This is a genomic window from Bacillus sp. 16GRE42 (genome assembly GCF_019837435.1).
Classification (GTDB): domain Bacteria; phylum Bacillota; class Bacilli; order Bacillales; family Bacillaceae_G; genus Bacillus_A; species Bacillus_A wiedmannii.
The window spans coordinates 276426-296473 of record NZ_JADAXF010000001.1 but is presented as its reverse complement, the minus strand read 5'-3'; the positions used below and the strand labels follow the sequence as shown (position 1 = coordinate 296473).

Here is a 20048-nt window from a genome sequence, read left to right as displayed (position 1 = left end):
ATAGTAAAGTGGTGAGAATAATGAAAATCCTAATATATATGTTAATGCTTTGCTTGTTTATAACTGGATGCAGTATTGGAAAAAAGGACAATCCAAACGAAAAACCAGAGCAAAAAAATGTTTCGACGAAAAATGTTAATTATACGAACAAATCAAATAAGCCAAATGAAAAAGCGGCGGACCATTTAGCATCTTTAGCCGCAAGTGTGCCAGGTGTGAATGATGCAACAGCCGTAGTAGTCGGCAAATATGCTATTGTAGGTATTGATGTAAAAGCGAAACTCGATCGAACTCGCGTGGAGTCCATTAAATACTCTGTAGCAGAAAGTTTAAAAAACGATCCGGATGGTGCAAATGCAGTCGTTGTAGCGGATGTTGATACGTATGAACGACTCAAACAAATTGGAAAGCAAATTAAAAAAGGAAAAACAGGTGAAGGTATACTTGATGAGTTAGCAGCAATTGTTGGCCGAGTAATGCCACAAGTTCCAAATGACATGATTGAAAATCGAGAAACGAATCCAATTAAAGATAATGATAAACAATTACCAAACGATGAAGAACAAGAACTAAGAAAAGAACAGAATGACCAATCAAATAATCATTTGAATAAATAAAACGAACCCCGTACTAAAATGTACGGGGATTTTCAATATAATATTTAATATTCAGTTTATTTTTAAGGGAATATATGGTTTAATTATGATGGGAGGGACAACTGTTATGATGAAAAAAAGCGCATTAATAGTATGTAGTTTATGCTTAGGTTTCAGTATGACAGCGTGTGAACAGAAGAAGGAAATGAAAAAACAAACAGCGACTTCTTCTACTGTGTTGGAAAGTGAGAAGAAAGATTCTATCAATTTAAATCATTTCTCGAACATAAATGAAGGAATGACTTATACAGAAGTGAAAGATGTAATTGGTTTTGATGGTAATTTACTTATAGAAGAAGGTGTAGAAGATTCTACACAAATTAAACAAATTTTTTCTTGGAAGGGAAGCGATCCAACTTCATTAGTTGAAATTACCTTTTTAGATGGAAAAGTGCATTCAAAAGCGCAGCAAGGTTTAAGTTAATATGTTGAAAAATGGGAGAGTTTCGCATGAACATACATACAGGGGAAATTCAATTAGTTCCGTATAAAGAGAAATATAAAGAAATTATACAAACATTTACTTTACCAAGTGAACAAGTTCAATTCACATCAGACCCAGGTGAATTACTGGAGAAAGCAAAAAGTGATCGAACAAAAAATGTCATTGTTATTTTAGATTACAATGGGGTACCTGTTGGTCTTTTCGCATTGCAAACTGGAGATAGAGTACAGGAATTCACAAATAATGAAAACGCTTTACTTTTAACTTCGTTTTCTATAAATCAAGATAGACAAAAAAAAGGATATGCTAAAAAGTCATTGGCTTTATTACAAGAGTTTGTAAAACGTTATTTTCCGATAAAAAATGAAGTTGTACTTGCAGTGAATGAAAAAAATATTCCGGCACAAAATTTATATGAAAAAGTCGGCTTCCAAAATAAAGGCTTTAGAAAAATGGGACCAATTGGTCAACAAATTATTATGCATTTACCTATCATGAAATAACGAGAAAAAAACTTACTCTTGCATAACAAAGTAGTAAGTTTTTTTATGTAGACAATCAAAGAATACATATTAATAGGCTAAATTTAAGAGTAAAAAAATTATAGATAGTTACATAAAAAATATAGATACTTGAAGTACATTTATTCTTTATAGTTATACAATCATTAATTCATACTTTTGGGAGGCGTAGCTTTATGGAAATCATTCAATTGCTAAAGAAGGATGACTTATTTAATAAGGCCATAGATGTTTTTTGGAAAGAATGGGGTGAGGAAGGTGGGCGCGCATTCTATGAAGATTGTATGATTAATGCTTTAACTGATCCAAATGGCATACCGAGTTTTTACATTGCAAAAGTAGATGATGAGATCATCGGAACGTATGCATTAATTCGCAATGATTTAAATAGTCGTCAAGATTTGAGCCCTTGGCTAGCATGTTTGTTTGTAAACGAAAAATTTAGGGGTAATTCTGTAGGAGCAAAATTGTTGAATCATGGATTGCTAGAAGCTGCAAAGAGAGGGTACCAATTTCTTTATCTTACTTCAGATCTTAAAGACTATTATGAAAAATATGGATGGGAAAAAATTGGAGTTGCTTATGGGCCTAGTGGAGGGTACATACCTTTGTTTAAAAAGTCAACGGCTCTATAACAAAAGCACTTTTTATTTAAATATCTTTACATCAACTTTGAAACACATTTAAACGAGGAGAAATGATATGACAATTTATATTGCATTACTAAGAGGAATCAATGTAGGCGGGCATAAGGTAATGAAAATGGCAGATTTAAAAGAAATGTTTGAATCCATAGGGTTAAAACAAGTAAAAACATATATTCAAAGCGGTAATATTGTGTTCCAATCTGAGGAAGATATAATATTTCTAAAGGAACGAATACAATTTGAAATTAAAAACGTTTTTGATTTTGATGTTTCTGTCATGTTAAGTACACATGATGAATTTATAAATATGATAAAAAGATGCCCCTATAAAGCTGATTCATTGCTAGAAGGTGAGAGTATACATGTTGCTTTCTTAGCAAATGAACTTTCTGAAAAAGAAAAAGATCAGCTGCTTATGCAAAAAAATGAGACTGAAGATTGCTATATTCATGAAAAATTTGTGTATTTATTTTTCAAAAATAGCATTCGAAATTCTAAATTAATGAACCAGTTTCAAAAGTTACAGACACCAGCTACAGTAAGAAATTGGCGGACTGTGAATAAATTAAAAGCGATAGTTGAGGGGATGTAAAGAAATACGGTAAAGTATATTGGAATACGATTGACAATAGATTAACATCTACAGAAAAGAAAACTCTTAGAGACGTATTACTTAGGGTAGATAAATGTTTAAGAGACAATGGTTATAGTATAAAATAAAACGAATTAAGAGGTATGTAAGATGGGGAAATTTGTGAAAGACCAAAAGGTAGTTGCATTTACATTAGAGGGGGTAGCACCATGTACAGTTATAAGAGTTGGTTGGATTTTTATCATGGTACAAGTAGAAGAAACGAAGCACCTATACTCAGTTACAAAAGGTAAGATAACGTCTATAGAAGAGGATAAACACTATTTTTTAGAAGAGAGTTTTGATGAAGAAGGGGTTTTTGATATTGGTAGAGTTTTTGGTGCGATTGAAACAACAGACATGGAACTTGCAAAGAAATCATTTGAAGAAAATGAAGACTTCAAGAAATACGAAGATTTTCACAATCCATCAGAAGGGAAACTGTATGGTGGAGAGTACTATACTACAATCAAAACAGGTAAAGAATTACTAGAACAATACTTTAATCGAGAAGGAATAGAGTGTAATGGTACAAATTAAATTAGATGTGAAAACAGTTAAAAGTCAAATCTTATTTATGTTAGGTATATAGATTAATAAAAAATTTTTATATTTTATTATTGGGAGGACGAAGTAATGGATTTGGTAAACAAATTTTTAAACGGCTTGAGAGCAGCATTATCAACAGATGATCTCGAAACACTAAATAAAGCGTGCGGTGCTACAAAAGAGGATATTGATACATTAAGGCTAGAATATCCAAATTGTCCAGAATCACTAATCTCTTTTCTTGAAAATATTGATGGTACATATTGGCGGAAATATGGAGAAAACAAAGTTGCGGTATGTATTTTAGGCTCAGATGTTGAAGAGTATCCATATTATTTGCTTTCTACACAGCAGATGCTCGAAAGTTCAAAAGAAGAAGAAGACGTATTCTATCTTTTAGAATACCAAGATGACGAGGATGCTGTTGATTCTAAGATAAATCCAAAAGGACTTCTCCCTGGCACTTATATTCATTTTTCAGACTGTATGAACAATGGTGGAACATCAAGACTCTATATTGATTTTAACCCTTCTGATGAAGGTGTATGTGGTCAAATCATTCGTTTTTTGCACGACCCTGATGAATATGAAGTGATTGCAAACAGCTTTGATGAGTATTTACAGAATCTTATTAATGGTGATTTTAATTTTCTAGAAGAAGAATCCCAATAATTTGTCTACAAACTCATTTAAAAGGTTAGAAATTAAACAACTTTAAAGAGCCTTACTACAATATGATTTGTAGCGAGGCTCTTATATTTTTTAATCAAAATTAAATAACATTATTATCACTTTACAAAATCTCATCTTTTTATTTATATTGTTTTGCGACTATAAGTTCGACGATAGGATAAATAAAGAACGAAGAACAAAGTGCGATAAAAAGAGGAAGATTCTTTATTTCATCGAGTAATAGGAATGAAAATCCTTCTGATAATATTACAATAAAAAACATAAGGCATATAAGTGCAAAATAAGCAATTTTAAAGCTTTTATATTTAATTTGTTGTCCCATTTCATCTTTGCTTTCTTCCGATACTCCGTTTGGATCTCCCCAAGTAATTTGATTAATTAAATTACCAAGTATTAACGAAAAAGCGAATATTGTCCCTCCAAAAATCGAACCTTCCGTTACATATTTATATACGCCATGTATGAGGACTCCAATTAATGATAAAACGATAATTATGAAAATAAATTTTTTATGATTCAATTTAGAAATGACACCTCCAGTGATGTAAAAAACTCTTTACATCCATAGTATAAAATTGGAAAAGTTTAATGTCAAATACTTTTTACATAAATGGTGCAATAATATGGTATTTTGTTTTTACGATTTATAAAAAATTACATTACATTTGAATGTAAAAGAATGGGCTCGCATATATTTGGAAGGGATGTCAGATTAATTTAGGGGGTAGTTATGTCTATTCTATTAAAAGCTGGTGCTGATGCAGGAAATAACGGTTTGAAGTTAATGGTGAAAGGGCAAGACCCTATTTTTATTCCGAGTATATATTCTTTATATATAGGAGAGCCTACAGGATTGTTAGATGAGAGTGATATTTCATTATCTGAATTAGAAAATCACATTGATGTGACCATTAGTTCTCCATCGCTAATGTTAAATAACGTGCGGTATATCGTTGGGGAAAAAGTCATTCAAGATCAATTAAAAGGTACTGAGGTTGAGAAGAAATCAAATAAGTCAACTGATGAGTTAATGGTTATTACAATTCTATCTGGTTTAGCGGTAAGTGCTATGCGTCAAAGCCCAACTTCTAGTCATATTAATATTCGTTATGATTTATCTGTGGCTCTTCCTATGCAACTTATTACACAAGAAATAGCTGCGGAAAATGCGAAACGTTATATGGGCAATCATAAAGTTGTGTTCCATTATCCAAACGGACGTGATGTGACAATTAATATTTCAATCGAATATTGTAAATGCCTACCTGAGGGCGCTTCTGGGACGTGGGGCATTGTATATGATGAAGAAGGAAATGTTGTGAAACATAAAATAGAATGTGAACAAAATCAAGTTTCAGAAATTGATTTTGTTGATAAAACTTTATTGTCTTTTGATATTGGTGCAGGGACGACAGAAGAAGTAGTTTCACTAGGTGTGAACTTTAGACCACAACTAAGTAAGGGCTTATCATACGGTGTGAAAGAAACGTTACTACAAATTATTACAAGATGGAACCGGAAGTATCCAACAAAGACGATTGATAGTATTACAGAATTTAACCAAATTTATTTAAATGAAAAGCACCCAAGAAATGCGTTACTAGTTGAAGAATCACAGCCAGCATTATTAGGTTTAGCAGCGCGTGTCGCAACGGATATCATAAACAAAATTGATGATATGAAAGACGATCCATACGTATTTATTTATGGTGGGGGCGCAGTAATTATTAAAAACAGTTTAAAAATGATTTTAAAACAAAAAGGACGACTAACAAATGTAATCTTTGTAGATAATCCGTTATTTACAAATGCACGTGGATTATTAGTCTACACTTGTTCGCCAAAATATAGAGAGCATAAGCAAAAAGAGTTAGGATTTACAAACTTAACGATAAGTTAGTTGGTGGAAGTATGCGATCTAGGCGATATAAACATGGTGATCGAGTAAAAATCAATATTCATAAATCAGTATCACCTGAAATGATTGCATGGCTGAATAAACAATCAAACCCAACCAATTTCTTTTTCTTTGCAGCGCAGCAACTCTTTAAACAAGTAGGAGATATTGATGTGTCAAAAGCTATACCTAGTAGCCATGTTTTCTCATTATACGTGGAGCCATCATCTTTATTAAAGGTCGAAGTAAATCCCTTTAAAAACGTGCCACTAGAAGCTAATAAATCCACCGATAATATAAAAAAAAAATCATGGGAATCTGTTGATCAATTAGATTGTCCGTTTTTTTAAACATAGAAAAAATAAGTATTGCCCATCACTATACATACTGATACAGTGATGGGCTTTTTTACATGTAACGAATAGAAGGGGCACAAATTGTGGTGTGCCCCTTCTATTCGTTATTTATCTATATTTTAGATGTATGTTCAGTAACTGCATGAATGATGTCTGCCCAGTCATCAGGATGATTTTCATGTCCTGCGCCATCAAGGGTTAGTAGGACTGAGTTAGGAATTTCATCAATAAGTGCGAGACCATGTTCAAAAGGGAGCGCTGTATCGTCTGTTCCGTGAATAACTAATGTAGGTGCTTGTATGGAGTGAAGCACACCTTCATAAGCATCATCACCTTGAAGTAAAGCGTGATTAAACATACTTAATAGATTGTTTGCGCGTTCTATTTCTTGTTTTACTTGAGTATAGACTCTTTTTTTATCAAATGTTCGTTTGGATCCACATAATAGGCGAGATCCGGAAACTAAATATTCTGCTACAACTTTATCATTTGTCCAATCTAAATGCGTGCCATTTGCGTGATGTGTTAAAATCCTTTCATCCATCGGGGGTAAATCGCGCGTGTTATCGTCAGAGCCTATTACACTTGTAGCTAGTAATGTTAACGACGATATTCTTTCAGGATATTTTACAGCAGCAATTTGAGCTATCATACCACCTAAAGACATACCAAATAGATGTGCTTTATCAATTTGATAAGCATCTAGTACCCCAATTGCATCTTCAGCCATATTTGTAACTGTATAATTGGAAGTTCCAGGTTCATATGTAACAGAGCGTCCCACATCCCGGTTATCAAAACGAATAACAAATTTCCCTGTGTTAGCCAACTGTTCACAAAACTCTTCATCCCAATACACCATTGAACACGTAGCACCCATAATTAATAAAATAGCTGGGTTTTTAGGGTTCCCAAAGCTTTCTGTACATATATCAATCCCGTTTATTTTAAATATCTTTTCAGTCATAGAGTTCTCCCCATTTCTTTTGAATTTCATTAAAAATACAATGTTGAGTGATTCTAAGGTGTATGTAAGTTTCGTTTTGGAATTAATAGTGCAATAACCCCTAAAAATAAGTATATAGCCATTCAAGGCAAAAAATTTTGAGAAATATTTGTATGTTATTAAAATAAATAGCAAGGAGGAATGGAAATGAAAGCAATTGTTATAGATCAATATGGTAATGTTGAAGAATTAAAAGAAAGACAAGTTTTAAAACCGGTTGTTAAAGATAACGAGGTATTAATACGCATTCTCGCAACATCTATTAATCCTGTTGATTGGAAAATAAGAAAAGGAGACTTACAAGAACAGTTACGATTTTCATTTCCAATTATTTTAGGGTTAGATGTAGCTGGTGTTATTGAAGAAGTTGGGGAAGAGGTAGAGTGCTTCAAAGTAGGAGATAAAGTATTTACGAAACCTGAAAATATAGGGAAGGGCTCTTATGCTGAATTCATTACAGTAAAATCGGATTTAGTATCCTATATGCCTACTAATCTAAGTTATGAAGAGGCAGCTTCTATTCCTCTGGCAGGACTTACAGCGTGGCAAAGTCTTGTAGATTACGCAAAAATAAAAGAACATGACCGAGTACTCATTCATGCTGGAGCTGGTGGAGTTGGAAGTTTGGCAATCCAAATCGCAAAATCATTTGGAGCTTTTGTTGCGACAACTGCAAGTAGTAAGAATGAAGAGTTTTTAAAGTCTTTAGGAGCAGATCTCGTTATTGATTATAAAAAAGATAAATTTGAAGAATTACTATCAGATTTCGATATTGTATTAGATACAATAGGTGGCGAAGTACAAGAAAAAAGCTTTCAAATTATAAAATCTGGTGGTGTTTTAGTTTCGATTGTTCATGAGCCAATTCAAAAAGTAAAAGGGATAAAATCAGGATTTCTATGGCTAAAACCAAACGGAAAACAACTAGAACAATTATCAGGTTTAATTGTACACGGAAAAATAAAACCAATTATAAGTAAAGTTGTGCCATTTAATGAAGAGGGGGCTAGAGAAGCTCATATTTTGAGTGAAGGTCAACATGTTAGAGGTAAGATTGTAATGAAAGTCGGATGATAATGAAGATAGTGGCTTGTAGAGAAAGTGAATTTGAACCAGAAAAAAACTTAGAAATAAATACTATCCCAAAATTCACATTTTCATTTTGGGATAGTATTTATTATTGGACATGTAATGTTATCTCTATAATATACAGTTTCGTATTGTATCATGTAATTTCTCTAAACCAATCAACATATCTTTTTCATTTAACATTGAATAGCTAATCCGTAATTTGTTATTATTTATATCGGTATTTAATAGACAAGCTGTTCCTGGTAAAAAAGAGACATCTACTTCATTTGCTTTTTGTAATAAGGTAAAGGGATCTATCGAATCCGGAAGTGTAATCCATAAATTAAAGCCACCATTTGGTATTTCAAATCGTAATTCTTTAAGTGGTGATAACAAGTCAATCGTTATATCACGTCTAATTTGTAAAGCGGTACGTAATTTTTCTAAATGGTTTTTCATACGTTCTGCACGTAAAAAAGGAAGGAGTGCTTTTTGCGTTAATAAAGGACTACCGATATCCATTGAACCTTTTACAGCATATAACCATTCAAAAATAGGCCCATCGGCAATAAGAGATGCGATACGCAATCCTGGTGCTAACGTTTTACTAAATCCTTTTATATATATTACGTGGCCGTTTATATCAAAATTTTTGATAGGAGGGGGAACAGTCGCACCCTCAAAATATATTTCTCCGAAAGAATCATCTTCAATTATAAAAAACTCATATAACTCTGCTAGTTCTATAAGTTCCATTCTCCGTTCTTTACTCATTACTGTACCTGTTGGATTCTGGAAAGTTGGATTCGTATACAATAAAACAGGATTTTTACTTTGACAAATATCATCGATTAAGTCGGAGCGAACTCCATGATTATCAAGAGAAATAGGTATAATTTGAGCACCTTTATTGATGAAAATATCAAGCGCAGCACTATAACAAGGACTTTCCACTAATACAATATCACCAGGCTTTAATAATGTTTGAGCAATTAAATCAATTCCTTGTTGTGCGCCGCTTGTAATTAATAATTGAGATGGATCGGTCACTAAATTCTGGTGTTCACTTAAGTAATTTGCTATTTCAACTCGCAGTTCATAATCACCCTGTACTGGCCCATAAGTTGCTAGGATCATCTGGTCTTTATTGAGTATTTTATGCATTTCGTCTGCTAAGAATGGATTTGGCAATAAACGTGGATACAAAATCGCTTGTGAAAAATCGTAATATTTTCGGTGCTGATTCATTGCATATTGAGATCGCATAACATTAATCGTTTTCGTTTGTTGCCATTTGTACGGAATTGGTTTGAAATCTTTCTTTACATGTTTATGTATATAAGCACCTTTTCCTTGCTCAATGCGTATATATTCTTTCTTTTCTAATTGCTTATATGCCTTACGAACAGTTAATAGGCTAATCTGCAAATCTTCGGCCATAGAGCGTAAAGATGGAAGTGAGTCACCATGTGAAAGCATGCCACTTTGTACTCTTTCAACGATTTGCATATATATTTGCTGGTAATACGGTATGTTGGATTCTTTACGAAGGACAATTTTCATGGTTTCACCTTTTTCGTTTTTATTTTATTAAAGCGAAAAATATAAAGGGAATCAACTACAATTTTAAGTAACTGTTATATACATAGATACACTGTTATACACCATACCTTCTATACTCATGTTAAGAGTAAAAAGGAGGAAGAAAAATGGTCATTTTCAATTATATTTTAGTATGTATTATTTTCGGAACAACATTTTTAACGATAAAAATCGGAATTGAAGCAGGAGCGCCCCCATTATTTTCAGCAGGAATTCGTTTCTTGTTAGCAGGCGTAATTCTGATGATTATATTTAAGTTAAAGCGAAAAAAAATTATGCCACATGTATTTTCAAAACGTATTATATATGCTGGTTTTTGCTTAACGTTTATGACATTCGCAACTTTGTACTGGGCGGAACAATATATTTCTTCAGGGTTAGCTGCTGTACTTTCTGCTACGGGGCCGATGATGATTTTATTATTACAGGCAAAGAGAAATAAGGCAAAATTACAAAAAGAGCAACTCGTAGCATTAATTATTGCACTAATAGGTGTTGTTTTTGTTTCTTTACCAGGAATGCAACAAGAAGTAAGTTTCATATGGAGTATCGCTTGTTTTGTTTTAATAATAGGAGAGTTATTTTACGGAATAGGCTCTATCCGCTCAAAAGAAATACTTTCGGATTTACAAAGTGTATCACCATTTCTCATTAATGGTATTCAAATGTTTTACGGAGGAGTTTTATTACTAATCGTATCCGTCATAGTAGAACAACCGAATGTAACTGTATTAGCTTCATGGAGTGTACAGTGGCCTATTTTATATCTCATCTTTATCGGATCAATTGGTGGGCACGGATTATATTACTGGCTCTTATCAAAAACGAATCCTGTATTCCCGTCAACGTGGTTATATGTATCACCGTTAATTGCTATTATTGTAGGATATATCATATTAGGAGAACCTTTAAACCCTACAATGGGAATAGGTGCTTGTTTTATTTTGGTTGGTGTATTTTTAGCTAATCGATCCACACTCCGGAGCTATTTCAAACAAGGGAAATTATTTGAGAAGGAAATGTAGTTGTATAAAGAAGCAGCCCTGTATATAACAGGGATGCTTGAATTTTATTCATGATACGGATTGACTTTATTTATTGGAAAGTCGTAATATTATTAAGCTATATGAAAGAGAACCACAAAAAGAGGGGGAGTTATTATGAAAATAAACTGGACTGAAGTAAAGGAAAAAATTCGACCGCAAATTTCAAAACCATCCTAGTAATGGCGAACCATCTAAGTGGAAAGATGTTCAAAAAGAAAAACGTAATAGCTGGGATGAAGTAAAGAAAGCGTTAAGGCCAAAATTAGCAGAGAACACATTTATGACATGGATTAGAAATACAAATGCTACTATAGAAGATAATAAATTAATAATTTTTTGTGAAAATGCGTTTCATCGTGATTTACTTGAAGGGGAGTATAAAAATATAATTTCAAGTACCGTACAGAAAATTACTAATGAAGAATATCAAATTTGGTTCGAAATAGGATCAAACGCCGCTTCAATAGCACAAATTCATCATATGCAAAATAAGCAACTCACTTACGGACAAGAGGAATCAAAAATAATTTGGAATCAAATAAAAGATAAAGTACAAGTAACAATTTCAAGACCTTCATATGAAACATGGATCAAAGAAACTACAGCCAGTTTAAATGAAAATTCATTGACTATTTATTTTAAAAACGAATTCCAACAAGAGTGGGTTGAAAAGTCTTATAAAGATTTAATTTTGCATATAGCAAAAGAGTTAACTGAAAATACATATGAGCTTCAATTTGAATTAAAATCAAATACAATTGCAAGCAATAATGGTGAAAAATCAAAATCAACTATTGATAATATTATTTCCAAATTAGAGAAGCACCTCAAAGTCACTACTGATAATTTAAAAAGTAATGATATAGAAGATAGCGATAAACGTATTCAAGCTTTAGAAGGAAAAATAGTGAAGTTGGAAAATGTAATAGATACATTAGTGGGAAAATTAGAGGTAGTAGAATTAAAAACACAGTTGGAAAAATAACCAACTGTGTTTTTTACTTAATTCGCTTTATTGATAAACCCTTTATAATGACGTTTTACAAGCTGACTTTCTAAAGTCTTCATTGTTTCAAGCGCTACACCGACGATGATAAGTAAGCTTGTACCACCGATTTGTGCAGAAGGTGGTAATGTAGCAATTTTCGTGAATAAGAGCGGTAAAATTGAAATCGCCCCTAAGAAAATTGCCCCGATAAATGTTAAACGGTATAAAATTTTAGTTACATATTGTTCTGTTGATTTACCAGGACGAATACCAGGCACATAGCCATTTTGCTTTTTCAAATTCTCAGCCATTTGTTCAGGGTTTACTTGAATAAATGCGTAGAAGTATGTGAAAGCAACGATCAGACCGACATAAAGCGTCATTCCAATTGGATGTGCGAAATCAAGATTTGCAACTAACCATTGCGATACGCTTGAATCAGGGAAGAGCTGCGCGATTGTACGCGGCGTCATTAAAAATGCGGAAGCAAAGATAACTGGAATTACACCAGCACTATTTACTTTAAGAGGTAAATGAGTGTTTTTTGCTCCTTGGTATTGATTGTTTCCTGAAACAGCTTTTGCATATTGAATCGGTATTTTACGTACAGCTTGTTGAATGTAAATAACGCCAACAACTATCGCTAAAATTACGAGACCAATTAAGATCATCTTTATGATGTGCATGAATAATTGATCGCCTGCATTTTGAAATTGTTGCAAATAAATTTGGTTCGCAACATTTGGAATTGCCGCAACAAGTCCTGCGAAGATAATCATCGAAATACCATTACCAACGCCATTAGCGGTAATTTGTTCACCTAACCAAAGTAAAAATGCAGTACCTGCAGTTAAAACTGTCGCAATAAATAAGTATGTAGTCCAGCTTTGATCTGTAATTAATTGTCCACCTGCTATATTATTAAAACCATAAGACATCCCAATGGCTTGTATGAATGCGAGAATGATTGTAAAGTATCGAGTGAATTGAGCTGATTTCTTACGGCCCATTTCTCCTTGCTTTGCCCATTCCGAAAATTTAGGTATAACGTCCATTTGTAGTAATTGTACTATGATGGAAGCTGTAATATATGGTGTAATACCTACAGCAAAGATTGAGAAGTGTTGCAATGCTCCTCCGCCAAATACGTTTAGCATACCTAAAACGTTAGCTTGATCTTGTACTTTTAATACCTCTGCGTTAGTATGAGGAACTGGAATAAACGTGCCAATTCGAAAAACAATTAGCATCGCTAGTGTAAAAAGAATTTTGTTTCTTATCTCAGCTACTCTCATGAAATTTGAAATCGTACGAAACATTATGTCGCCTCCTATATTTTTATCAGTTCAAAACTGATTATTATATCCCGATGAAGTAACCACAAACCTCCTTCCGCATTAAATTCATTTGACAAATGGAATTTTATACATTTTGTAGTTTTCTCGGATATAAAAATATAAGGTGTTTTTTAGCGACCAATAAGCTTTTCGTAATCATTCAATACACATAATATATCGAATAAATTAACAAATGTACATACATACGCATGAAAAATGAATGAATAGGGGCATTTTTTACATTTATGTAATGCTAGATTGATAATTAGGAACGTTTTATGTAGTTGTATTGAAAGGATTCCGTGGAAAGTATTATGGTGTAGCTGTAGCACATGATAACCTCAAGGAAATCTTCGAGGATATTGACAAAACTCATATATTTAGTCGTGAATTAGAGAAACTATTAAAGCAAGAAAAGATTTGAATGAAATAGTAGTGAAGGAAAATCTTTCTTCTATAGAGAATATTTCTAACGCAGGAATCTAAGTATATAGGTTCTAATGAAAGGAGAATTCACATGAATACATTTGTAAAGGACAAGTTTTATGAAACGAGAAATCAATTATTTGAGGAAATTACTTTGTTAAGTGATGCTCAATTTAATAGAAAATCAGATAAGGATAAATGGAGTATAGCACAAATTTGTCATCACTTAGTTTTATTAGATGAGAGAGTTATAACGGTTATTTCGTCAGGATTAAAAAAGATGGATAGTTTCCAAAATGAGCGTAAAGAAATTCATACTATTGTATTAGATAGATCGATAAAATTTATAGCACCAGAAATGATTGAACCAAGTATAGAACCATTTGAAGTGCTGCAAATGGTTGATTTGTTAAACGACTCTAGAAAAGAATTGATGCGTTTTCTGAGTACAATAGAAGATGAATCTAAATTGGTAAAAAAATCAGTGATGCATCCAGCTCTTGGAGAATTATTTCTTGATCAGTGGATAGAATTAATCTATTTGCATGAACAGCGTCATATAGAACAAATCAAAGAGGTAAAATTGCTTTGTGAAGTTGAAAAGTAAAAATTATTATCTATTTATTTATTGAGCGATTTAGGATAGCATCAAGGGTTTGAGTGATAAAATACAAGTCTTGATTAAAATTATGATGAATTTAGTTGAAAGCAACCAATAAGCAGAAGAAAATACGAAACTAGCAGATCTTTCTCTTGAATAGGAAACGAACATTCAAAAAAACTGAATCCGAATTGCTGTATAAGTGTAACCCCGTCTTAAATGAAGAACGGGGTTATTATTTTTGGAAGTGATCTCAGCATTTTTATTTAGAAGGAAATAAATTAGCAATGAAATCCGAAAATGTAACCAGCATTACACACTATATCTTTAAGTTATAATGATTTCCGGAAATGAGTTATATGTCCATAATTTTGACAGTACATATACATCTACCGTTGGTTTAGCGCTCTTCACACGTTAGAGGAAGAAGAAAATACGATTCTGCTAGGGGGGATATGTATTTTATTCTCTATATTTTCACAGCAGAACCACCTCCAAAATTATCTTTTGCAGTTGAATTTTTCCGAATAATAAGTTACATTTTTAAAGTTCAAGCAACTTTATAGCAGTACAAAAAGGGGAGAAATATTGTTATTATGCAAAAAATGAAATGGAAGACCTATTTATGTTATTTTGTTATTTTTATACTTCTTGGAACAGCAGTAATAGTCAAGCCATCTATCTCAAAAGCTGAGGAATCTGATGTTAATATTACATTGTTAGGTACTGCAGATATTCATGGTAGATTTATGCCTTGGGATTATGCACTTGATGGAGCAAATACGAGCGGAAGTTTAACACAGCTTTATACGGTTATAAAGAAGGTACGTCAAGAAAATCCAAATACCATATTAGTAGATGCTGGGGATACAATTCAAGGAAACTCAGTAGAATTATTCAATGATAAGCCACAATCGCCAATGATGGTAGCGATGAATACAATGGGATATGACGCCTGGGCATTTGGAAATCATGAATTCAACTTTGGATTAGATACATTGAAAAAAGTTAGTGAGCAATATAAGGGAAAGACGTTAGCAGGAAATATTTATAAGGAAAATGGAGAGCGTTTTCTTCCTGCATATACGATTGTTGAAAAAGGTGGAATTAAAGTCGGGATAATTGGTATGAATACACCAATGATTAGTGATTTCGAAAAAGGGACAGATCATTTGGATGGATTGGTAGTGAAAAATCCAGTAGAAGAGACAAAAAAGGCAATTAAAGAATTAGAAGGTAAAGTAGATGTAATGGTAGGGGTTATGCATATGGGACTAGAAAATGAGAATGGAATCCCAGGTACTGGTGTTCAAGATATTGCGAATGCTTGTCCGGAACTAAGTGCTATTTTTGCAGCTCATATGCATAAACTTGTTAAAAAAGAAGTTGTAAATGGCGTTATTATTACAGAACCAGATAAATATGGAACACATATTTCACGTATTGATCTTACTTTTACAAAGCAAGATGGAAAGATGGTTCTAAAAAATAAAAATGCTACCGCTATACCTGTAAAAAATACTGATGGAACAACAATAGTATCTGATCCCACACTTGAAGACACACTGACACCTTTTCACGAGTATGCGAGAGGAGATGCAAATGTTGTTGTCGCTCAATTAAAGGGTAGAAACCTTGTTCCTGAAAATGAAATAAAGGGTATTCCAAGTGTGCAGATTCAAGAGACACCTTTATCAGATTTCTTTCATGAAGTCATGCTCTACTACAGCAAAGCAGATGTAGTAGCCCATCAAATTGATAACGATAATGCTCGTTTGGATGTAGGTCCTATTAAGAAAAAAGATATTGCGTATAATTATCAATATGCTTTGGGAGAAATTACGGTCTATAAGGTAACTGGGAAAGACTTAAAAGACTATATGGAATGGGCGGCAGGGTACTTTAACTCATCTCGTGCCGGAGATGTAACAGTTAGTTTTGATAAAACCCGTCGTGCTTCTAAATACAGTACGAATGATTTCTTTGGAGGCGTAAAATATGAAATTGACTTAACAAAACCATATGGAAGTAGAATTACAAATTTACGTTCTATTCGTACAAATAAACCAATCAAAATGAGTGATGTTATGACGCTAGGAATGAATGCGTATAGAATGGAGGCTCTTCAGGCAAAAGGGGGAGCTTTAGAGGGACGGAAATTTGAACAAACTTGGTCATCTAAACAAGAGAATGCATTCGGAGAAACTGGTGGAACCATTCGTAACCTTGCTATTACATATTTAAAAGAGGTAAAGAATGGTGTATACACACCAAAAGTTATGCATAATTGGAAAATTACTGGCGTGAATACACATTCTTCAGAGCATAGGGCTGTAGTGGATCTTGTAAATAAAGGGATTTTAGAAATTCCAAAAACTGAAGATGGAAAATATACAAATATAGCATCTATAAATACTAAAGATTCAATTACAAAAGAAGAGATTGTAGCACTCTCACAAAAAGCTAATATTAATCCAAATCAGTTTAATCATGTAAAAAGAAAAGGAGAATTTTACAAAAAACTTAGTAGGATAATTAAATAAATATAAAATAGATAGCTTTCGTGCAAAAAACTATTAAACTTGGACATACCATTATCCTAAAAAAAGTTTGTGATTGGTATGGAAATATAAAGAATCAACGATAAAAAATCCCCTGGATTATTAAACAAATCCGGGGGATTTTTTATTTGAATAATTTTGGTTTTATTTCTTACTATGCATATTTATAATATGCTTTAAAAGAACATACCTTGAGCTAATAACATGCAATAAATGTGTCTTTTACTATATTTTAATGGGAGACAAATTAAAGATATTTTTGACAAAATAAAAAAGCCTGAAACTCATATGAGACTTCAGCTATCTCATAATGTTACAATCCATGCAGCTATAGACATACATAACAACATTATATTAAAAAATCTAAATTGTAGATGCGCTGCCTCACTAAAGTATTTATATACTATATATATCATAAAACAAAACACGCACTTTCTTCTTCTTGTTTATCAAGGTCATTAGTATTCATTTGATCCATCTTTATCCTAAATCAACTTCATGTCCGAAATATAAGTTTAAATAAGTAATATAAATTATAAGATGTCCTATAATAATTGTTATTTTAATAGCATTAAACCTACTCTTAAAATAGTAAAGAGTGGGTTTTTATGTTGTTATTTAGATGTAAGGGTACTTTGATTAGAATGAATATAGATAATTGACAACTAACCAATTGGATGAGCGCCTAAAAGAGCTCTTTTTTATTGAAATTAATATACATATATGTGTCGTTCTTTATTTATATCATCGACCACATATATGTAATTTTGCATAATGTTACATGAATTTTGTATTTTCTCTTTTTTCCGACAGAAATAGACAGTATACTTTGTACAAGCTTTCTATTTCAAAAATTATACGAGGTGAAAAAAATGAAAAACAAAAAGACATTAACTAAGGTAGCATTAACAACAGGCTTAGCTTTAACAGCTGTAGCACCATACGGAGTAGGTTATGCAGAGGAAACAGAACAACTACAAGTTCAAATTCAGGAAGAATCGTTCCGTTCGGGTGAACTTACACAACCGTCACAAAAGGCACCCGAAAATGTAGTAAAAGATGCTCTTAAGGAGAAAACAGAACAAGCTCTTTCTCCAAAGCAAGTAAATGGAGAAACTGGAGTAGATTATAAAGTTCTTCAAAAACGTGGTTCATATGATGGGACTACACTTGTACGTATTCAGCAAACATACGAAGGAAAAGAAGTATATGGCCATCAATTAACTGCACACGTAGATAATAACGGTGTTATTAAAAGTATTTCAGGCGATAGTGCGCAAAATTTAAAACAAGAAGAATTGAAAAAACCTATTAATCTATCAAAAGATGAAGCAAAACAATATATTTATACGAAGTACGGGAACGATATCAATTTTATTTCTGAGCCAGAAGTTAAAGAAGTTATTTTTGTTGATGAAAATAATGGACAAGCTAGCAATGCATACCAGGTTACATTTGAAGCTGCAACACCAAAATATGTTTCTGGAACTTATTTAGTAAATGCACAAAATGGTGATATGTTAAAAAATATGGTACAAGAATCTAACTTAAAAGCAAGTGAAAAACTAGTTGGAGCATTAAAGAAGAGTAAAAAAAGCAATCTTACATCATTAACTGGAACAGGAAAAGATGATTTAGGTATATCACGTACATTTGGAATCTCTCAACAAGGTAATGGAAAATATGCTCTTGCTGATTATACAAGAGGGCAAGGAATTGAAACATATGATGTGAATTATAGAGACATTACTAAAGAAGAAAGCTATTATCCTGGTACATTAGCAACTAGTACTTCAACAACATTTAACGATCCAAAAGCAGTAAGTGCTCATTACTTAGCAACAAAAGTATTTGATTTTTATAAAGATAAATACAAGCGTAATAGCTTTGATAATAAGGGACAAAAGGTAGTTTCAGTTGTACATGCTTGGGATTCTGGAGATACGAATGATCCGAAAAATTGGCAGAATGCATTAAGTGCGAATAATGGAAGTATGCTTGTATACGGAGATCCTATCGTCAAGGCATACGACGTAGCTGGCCATGAATTTACACATGCAGTTACTTCTAGCGAATCTAATCTTGAATATTACGGTGAATCTGGTGCGATTAATGAGGCGCTTTCTGATATTATGGGAACATCTATTGAGAAATACGTAAATAATGGAAGCTTTAACTGGACGATGGGAGAACAAACTGGATCTGTTTTCCGTGATATGGAAAACCCGGCTTCTGTTCCATCTTCACTTGGAGTACCTTATCCAGATGATTACAGTGAATTTAACGATTTTAATGGATGGGATCAAGGTGGCGTTCATTTTAATTCAAGTATTATTAATAAAGTGGCGTATCTCATTGCAAAAGGTGGAACTCATAACGGTGTAACTGTTAAAGGAATTGGTGAAGATAAAATGTTTGATATCTTCTATTATGCAAATACAGATGAGTTAAACATGACTTCTAATTTCAAAGAATTGAGATCAGCATGTATTCGAGTGGCAACTAATAAATATGGAGCAAATACTGCTGAAGTTCAAGCAGTTCAAAAGGCATTTGATGCAGCGAAAATTAAGTAAGTTAGAAATATAGTTTTCATTCATATATTATTACATTATGAAAAAACAGCTACTGTCATTTTAAAGATAGTAGCTGTTTTTTATACAGCAATGTATGATTGAAAATACACTTAATAAGCAATAATTAGGTTGTCTATCTTTCTGAATTTACGACACATATATAAGGTTTAAAGTATATAAAAACAGAAAATTAATAATATATTGACCTCTTAATAGAAAGTGCTATAGAATGAAAGCGATAACAAACGATTGCTTTAAAATGATTTCCCTGATCTTTTAGTATTTACAAATATATGTAGACATAAATAAATCTATTTTTTAAACATTAATGCAAACGTTTTCGTATTAAAAAGATCATGGAAATCCATATGTGAAAATTGCCAATATGGGGGGTGAAATAAAAGAGATTTCTAGATTAATTTAAGTAGTGTAATTTAGT

18 protein-coding genes and 1 pseudogene are annotated in these 20048 nt (G+C 32.6%); 15 read left to right on the top strand and 4 right to left on the bottom strand.

Going from position 1 to position 20048, the window contains the following annotated elements; genetic code table 11:
* The first annotated feature begins 20 nt into the window (after window positions 1–20).
* The 7 genes from ILS93_RS01550 to ILS93_RS01520 all read left to right on the top strand — a co-directional run bounded on the left by ILS93_RS01550 (window position 21) and on the right by ILS93_RS01520 (window position 4121).
* Window positions 21–617, top strand: a complete 597-nt coding sequence (locus ILS93_RS01550) for a YhcN/YlaJ family sporulation lipoprotein (RefSeq protein ID WP_064475456.1) — start codon at window positions 21–23, stop codon at window positions 615–617.
* Between the two features lie 106 nt (window positions 618–723).
* Entirely contained in the window at window positions 724–1080 is a 357-nt protein-coding gene (locus tag ILS93_RS01545) for a hypothetical protein (protein WP_064475455.1), read from the top strand.
* Between the two features lie 26 nt (window positions 1081–1106).
* On the top strand, window positions 1107–1604 hold the full coding sequence (locus tag ILS93_RS01540; protein ID WP_064475454.1) for a GNAT family N-acetyltransferase: 498 nt from the start codon (window positions 1107–1109) through the stop codon (window positions 1602–1604).
* A gap of 194 nt (window positions 1605–1798) precedes the next feature.
* The gene (locus tag ILS93_RS01535) at window positions 1799–2257 is read left to right on the top strand and encodes a GNAT family N-acetyltransferase (protein WP_064475453.1); all 459 of its coding nucleotides are present in this window, start codon (window positions 1799–1801) and stop codon (window positions 2255–2257) included.
* A gap of 67 nt (window positions 2258–2324) precedes the next feature.
* On the top strand, window positions 2325–2861 hold the full coding sequence (locus ILS93_RS01530) for a DUF1697 domain-containing protein (protein ID WP_064475452.1): 537 nt from the start codon (window positions 2325–2327) through the stop codon (window positions 2859–2861).
* A 150-nt stretch (window positions 2862–3011) separates the two neighbouring features.
* Entirely contained in the window at window positions 3012–3440 is a 429-nt protein-coding gene (locus ILS93_RS01525; protein ID WP_064475451.1) for a hypothetical protein, read from the top strand.
* A 96-nt stretch (window positions 3441–3536) separates the two neighbouring features.
* On the top strand, window positions 3537–4121 hold the full coding sequence (locus ILS93_RS01520; protein WP_222659775.1) for an SMI1/KNR4 family protein: 585 nt from the start codon (window positions 3537–3539) through the stop codon (window positions 4119–4121).
* Between the two features lie 139 nt (window positions 4122–4260).
* On the opposite strand, the gene ILS93_RS01515 is transcribed toward ILS93_RS01520, so the two are convergent.
* Window positions 4261–4662 (bottom strand): hypothetical protein, encoded by a 402-nt coding sequence (locus ILS93_RS01515; RefSeq protein ID WP_222655614.1) that lies wholly within the window; start codon window positions 4660–4662, stop codon window positions 4261–4263.
* Window positions 4663–4872: 210 nt separating this feature from the next.
* Here ILS93_RS01515 and ILS93_RS01510 point away from each other — a divergent pair, with 210 nt between their 5' ends.
* Together ILS93_RS01510 and ILS93_RS01505 are read left to right on the top strand one after the other, a co-directional pair.
* On the top strand, window positions 4873–6042 hold the full coding sequence (locus ILS93_RS01510; RefSeq protein ID WP_222659773.1) for a ParM/StbA family protein: 1170 nt from the start codon (window positions 4873–4875) through the stop codon (window positions 6040–6042).
* Window positions 6043–6053: 11 nt separating this feature from the next.
* A complete protein-coding gene (locus ILS93_RS01505) occupies window positions 6054–6389 on the top strand; it encodes a hypothetical protein (protein WP_064475448.1) in 336 nt (111 codons plus the stop codon).
* A 118-nt stretch (window positions 6390–6507) separates the two neighbouring features.
* Here the strand turns inward: ILS93_RS01505 and mleBCA are convergent, their stop codons facing one another.
* Window positions 6508–7362 (bottom strand): BCA family alpha/beta fold macrolide esterase, encoded by an 855-nt coding sequence (gene mleBCA, locus ILS93_RS01500; protein WP_064475447.1) that lies wholly within the window; start codon window positions 7360–7362, stop codon window positions 6508–6510.
* 186 nt (window positions 7363–7548) lie between these two features.
* Here mleBCA and ILS93_RS01495 point away from each other — a divergent pair, with 186 nt between their 5' ends.
* The gene (locus ILS93_RS01495; RefSeq protein WP_064475446.1) at window positions 7549–8475 is read left to right on the top strand and encodes an NADP-dependent oxidoreductase; all 927 of its coding nucleotides are present in this window, start codon (window positions 7549–7551) and stop codon (window positions 8473–8475) included.
* Window positions 8476–8601: 126 nt separating this feature from the next.
* On the opposite strand, the gene pdxR is transcribed toward ILS93_RS01495, so the two are convergent.
* Window positions 8602–10035 carry a MocR-like pyridoxine biosynthesis transcription factor PdxR gene (gene pdxR, locus ILS93_RS01490; RefSeq protein ID WP_064475445.1) on the bottom strand — a complete coding sequence of 478 codons (1434 nt, stop codon included), beginning with the start codon at window positions 10033–10035 and terminating at the stop codon, window positions 8602–8604.
* Window positions 10036–10181: 146 nt separating this feature from the next.
* Here pdxR and ILS93_RS01485 point away from each other — a divergent pair, with 146 nt between their 5' ends.
* Together ILS93_RS01485 and ILS93_RS01480 are read left to right on the top strand one after the other, a co-directional pair.
* Window positions 10182–11099: a DMT family transporter gene (locus ILS93_RS01485; protein ID WP_222659771.1), complete on the top strand. Its 918-nt coding sequence runs from the start codon at window positions 10182–10184 to the stop codon at window positions 11097–11099.
* A 135-nt stretch (window positions 11100–11234) separates the two neighbouring features.
* Window positions 11235–12105: pseudogene (locus ILS93_RS01480) on the top strand (DnaA N-terminal domain-containing protein).
* 17 nt (window positions 12106–12122) lie between these two features.
* On the opposite strand, the gene secY reads toward ILS93_RS01480, so the two are convergent.
* Window positions 12123–13427, bottom strand: coding sequence for a preprotein translocase subunit SecY (gene secY / locus ILS93_RS01475; protein WP_088046673.1), 1305 nt, complete (start codon window positions 13425–13427; stop codon window positions 12123–12125).
* Between the two features lie 535 nt (window positions 13428–13962).
* Between secY and ILS93_RS01470 the strand changes: the two genes are divergently transcribed.
* The 3 genes from ILS93_RS01470 to ILS93_RS01460 all read left to right on the top strand — a co-directional run bounded on the left by ILS93_RS01470 (window position 13963) and on the right by ILS93_RS01460 (window position 19609).
* Complete coding sequence (locus tag ILS93_RS01470) at window positions 13963–14478, top strand: DinB family protein (RefSeq protein WP_064475442.1); 516 nt, start codon at window positions 13963–13965, stop codon at window positions 14476–14478.
* 590 nt (window positions 14479–15068) lie between these two features.
* Window positions 15069–17015 (top strand): bifunctional metallophosphatase/5'-nucleotidase, encoded by a 1947-nt coding sequence (locus ILS93_RS01465; RefSeq protein WP_064475441.1) that lies wholly within the window; start codon window positions 15069–15071, stop codon window positions 17013–17015.
* 890 nt (window positions 17016–17905) lie between these two features.
* Window positions 17906–19609 carry a M4 family metallopeptidase gene (locus ILS93_RS01460; protein ID WP_088046675.1) on the top strand — a complete coding sequence of 568 codons (1704 nt, stop codon included), beginning with the start codon at window positions 17906–17908 and terminating at the stop codon, window positions 19607–19609.
* Window positions 19610–20048: the final 439 nt, after the last annotated feature.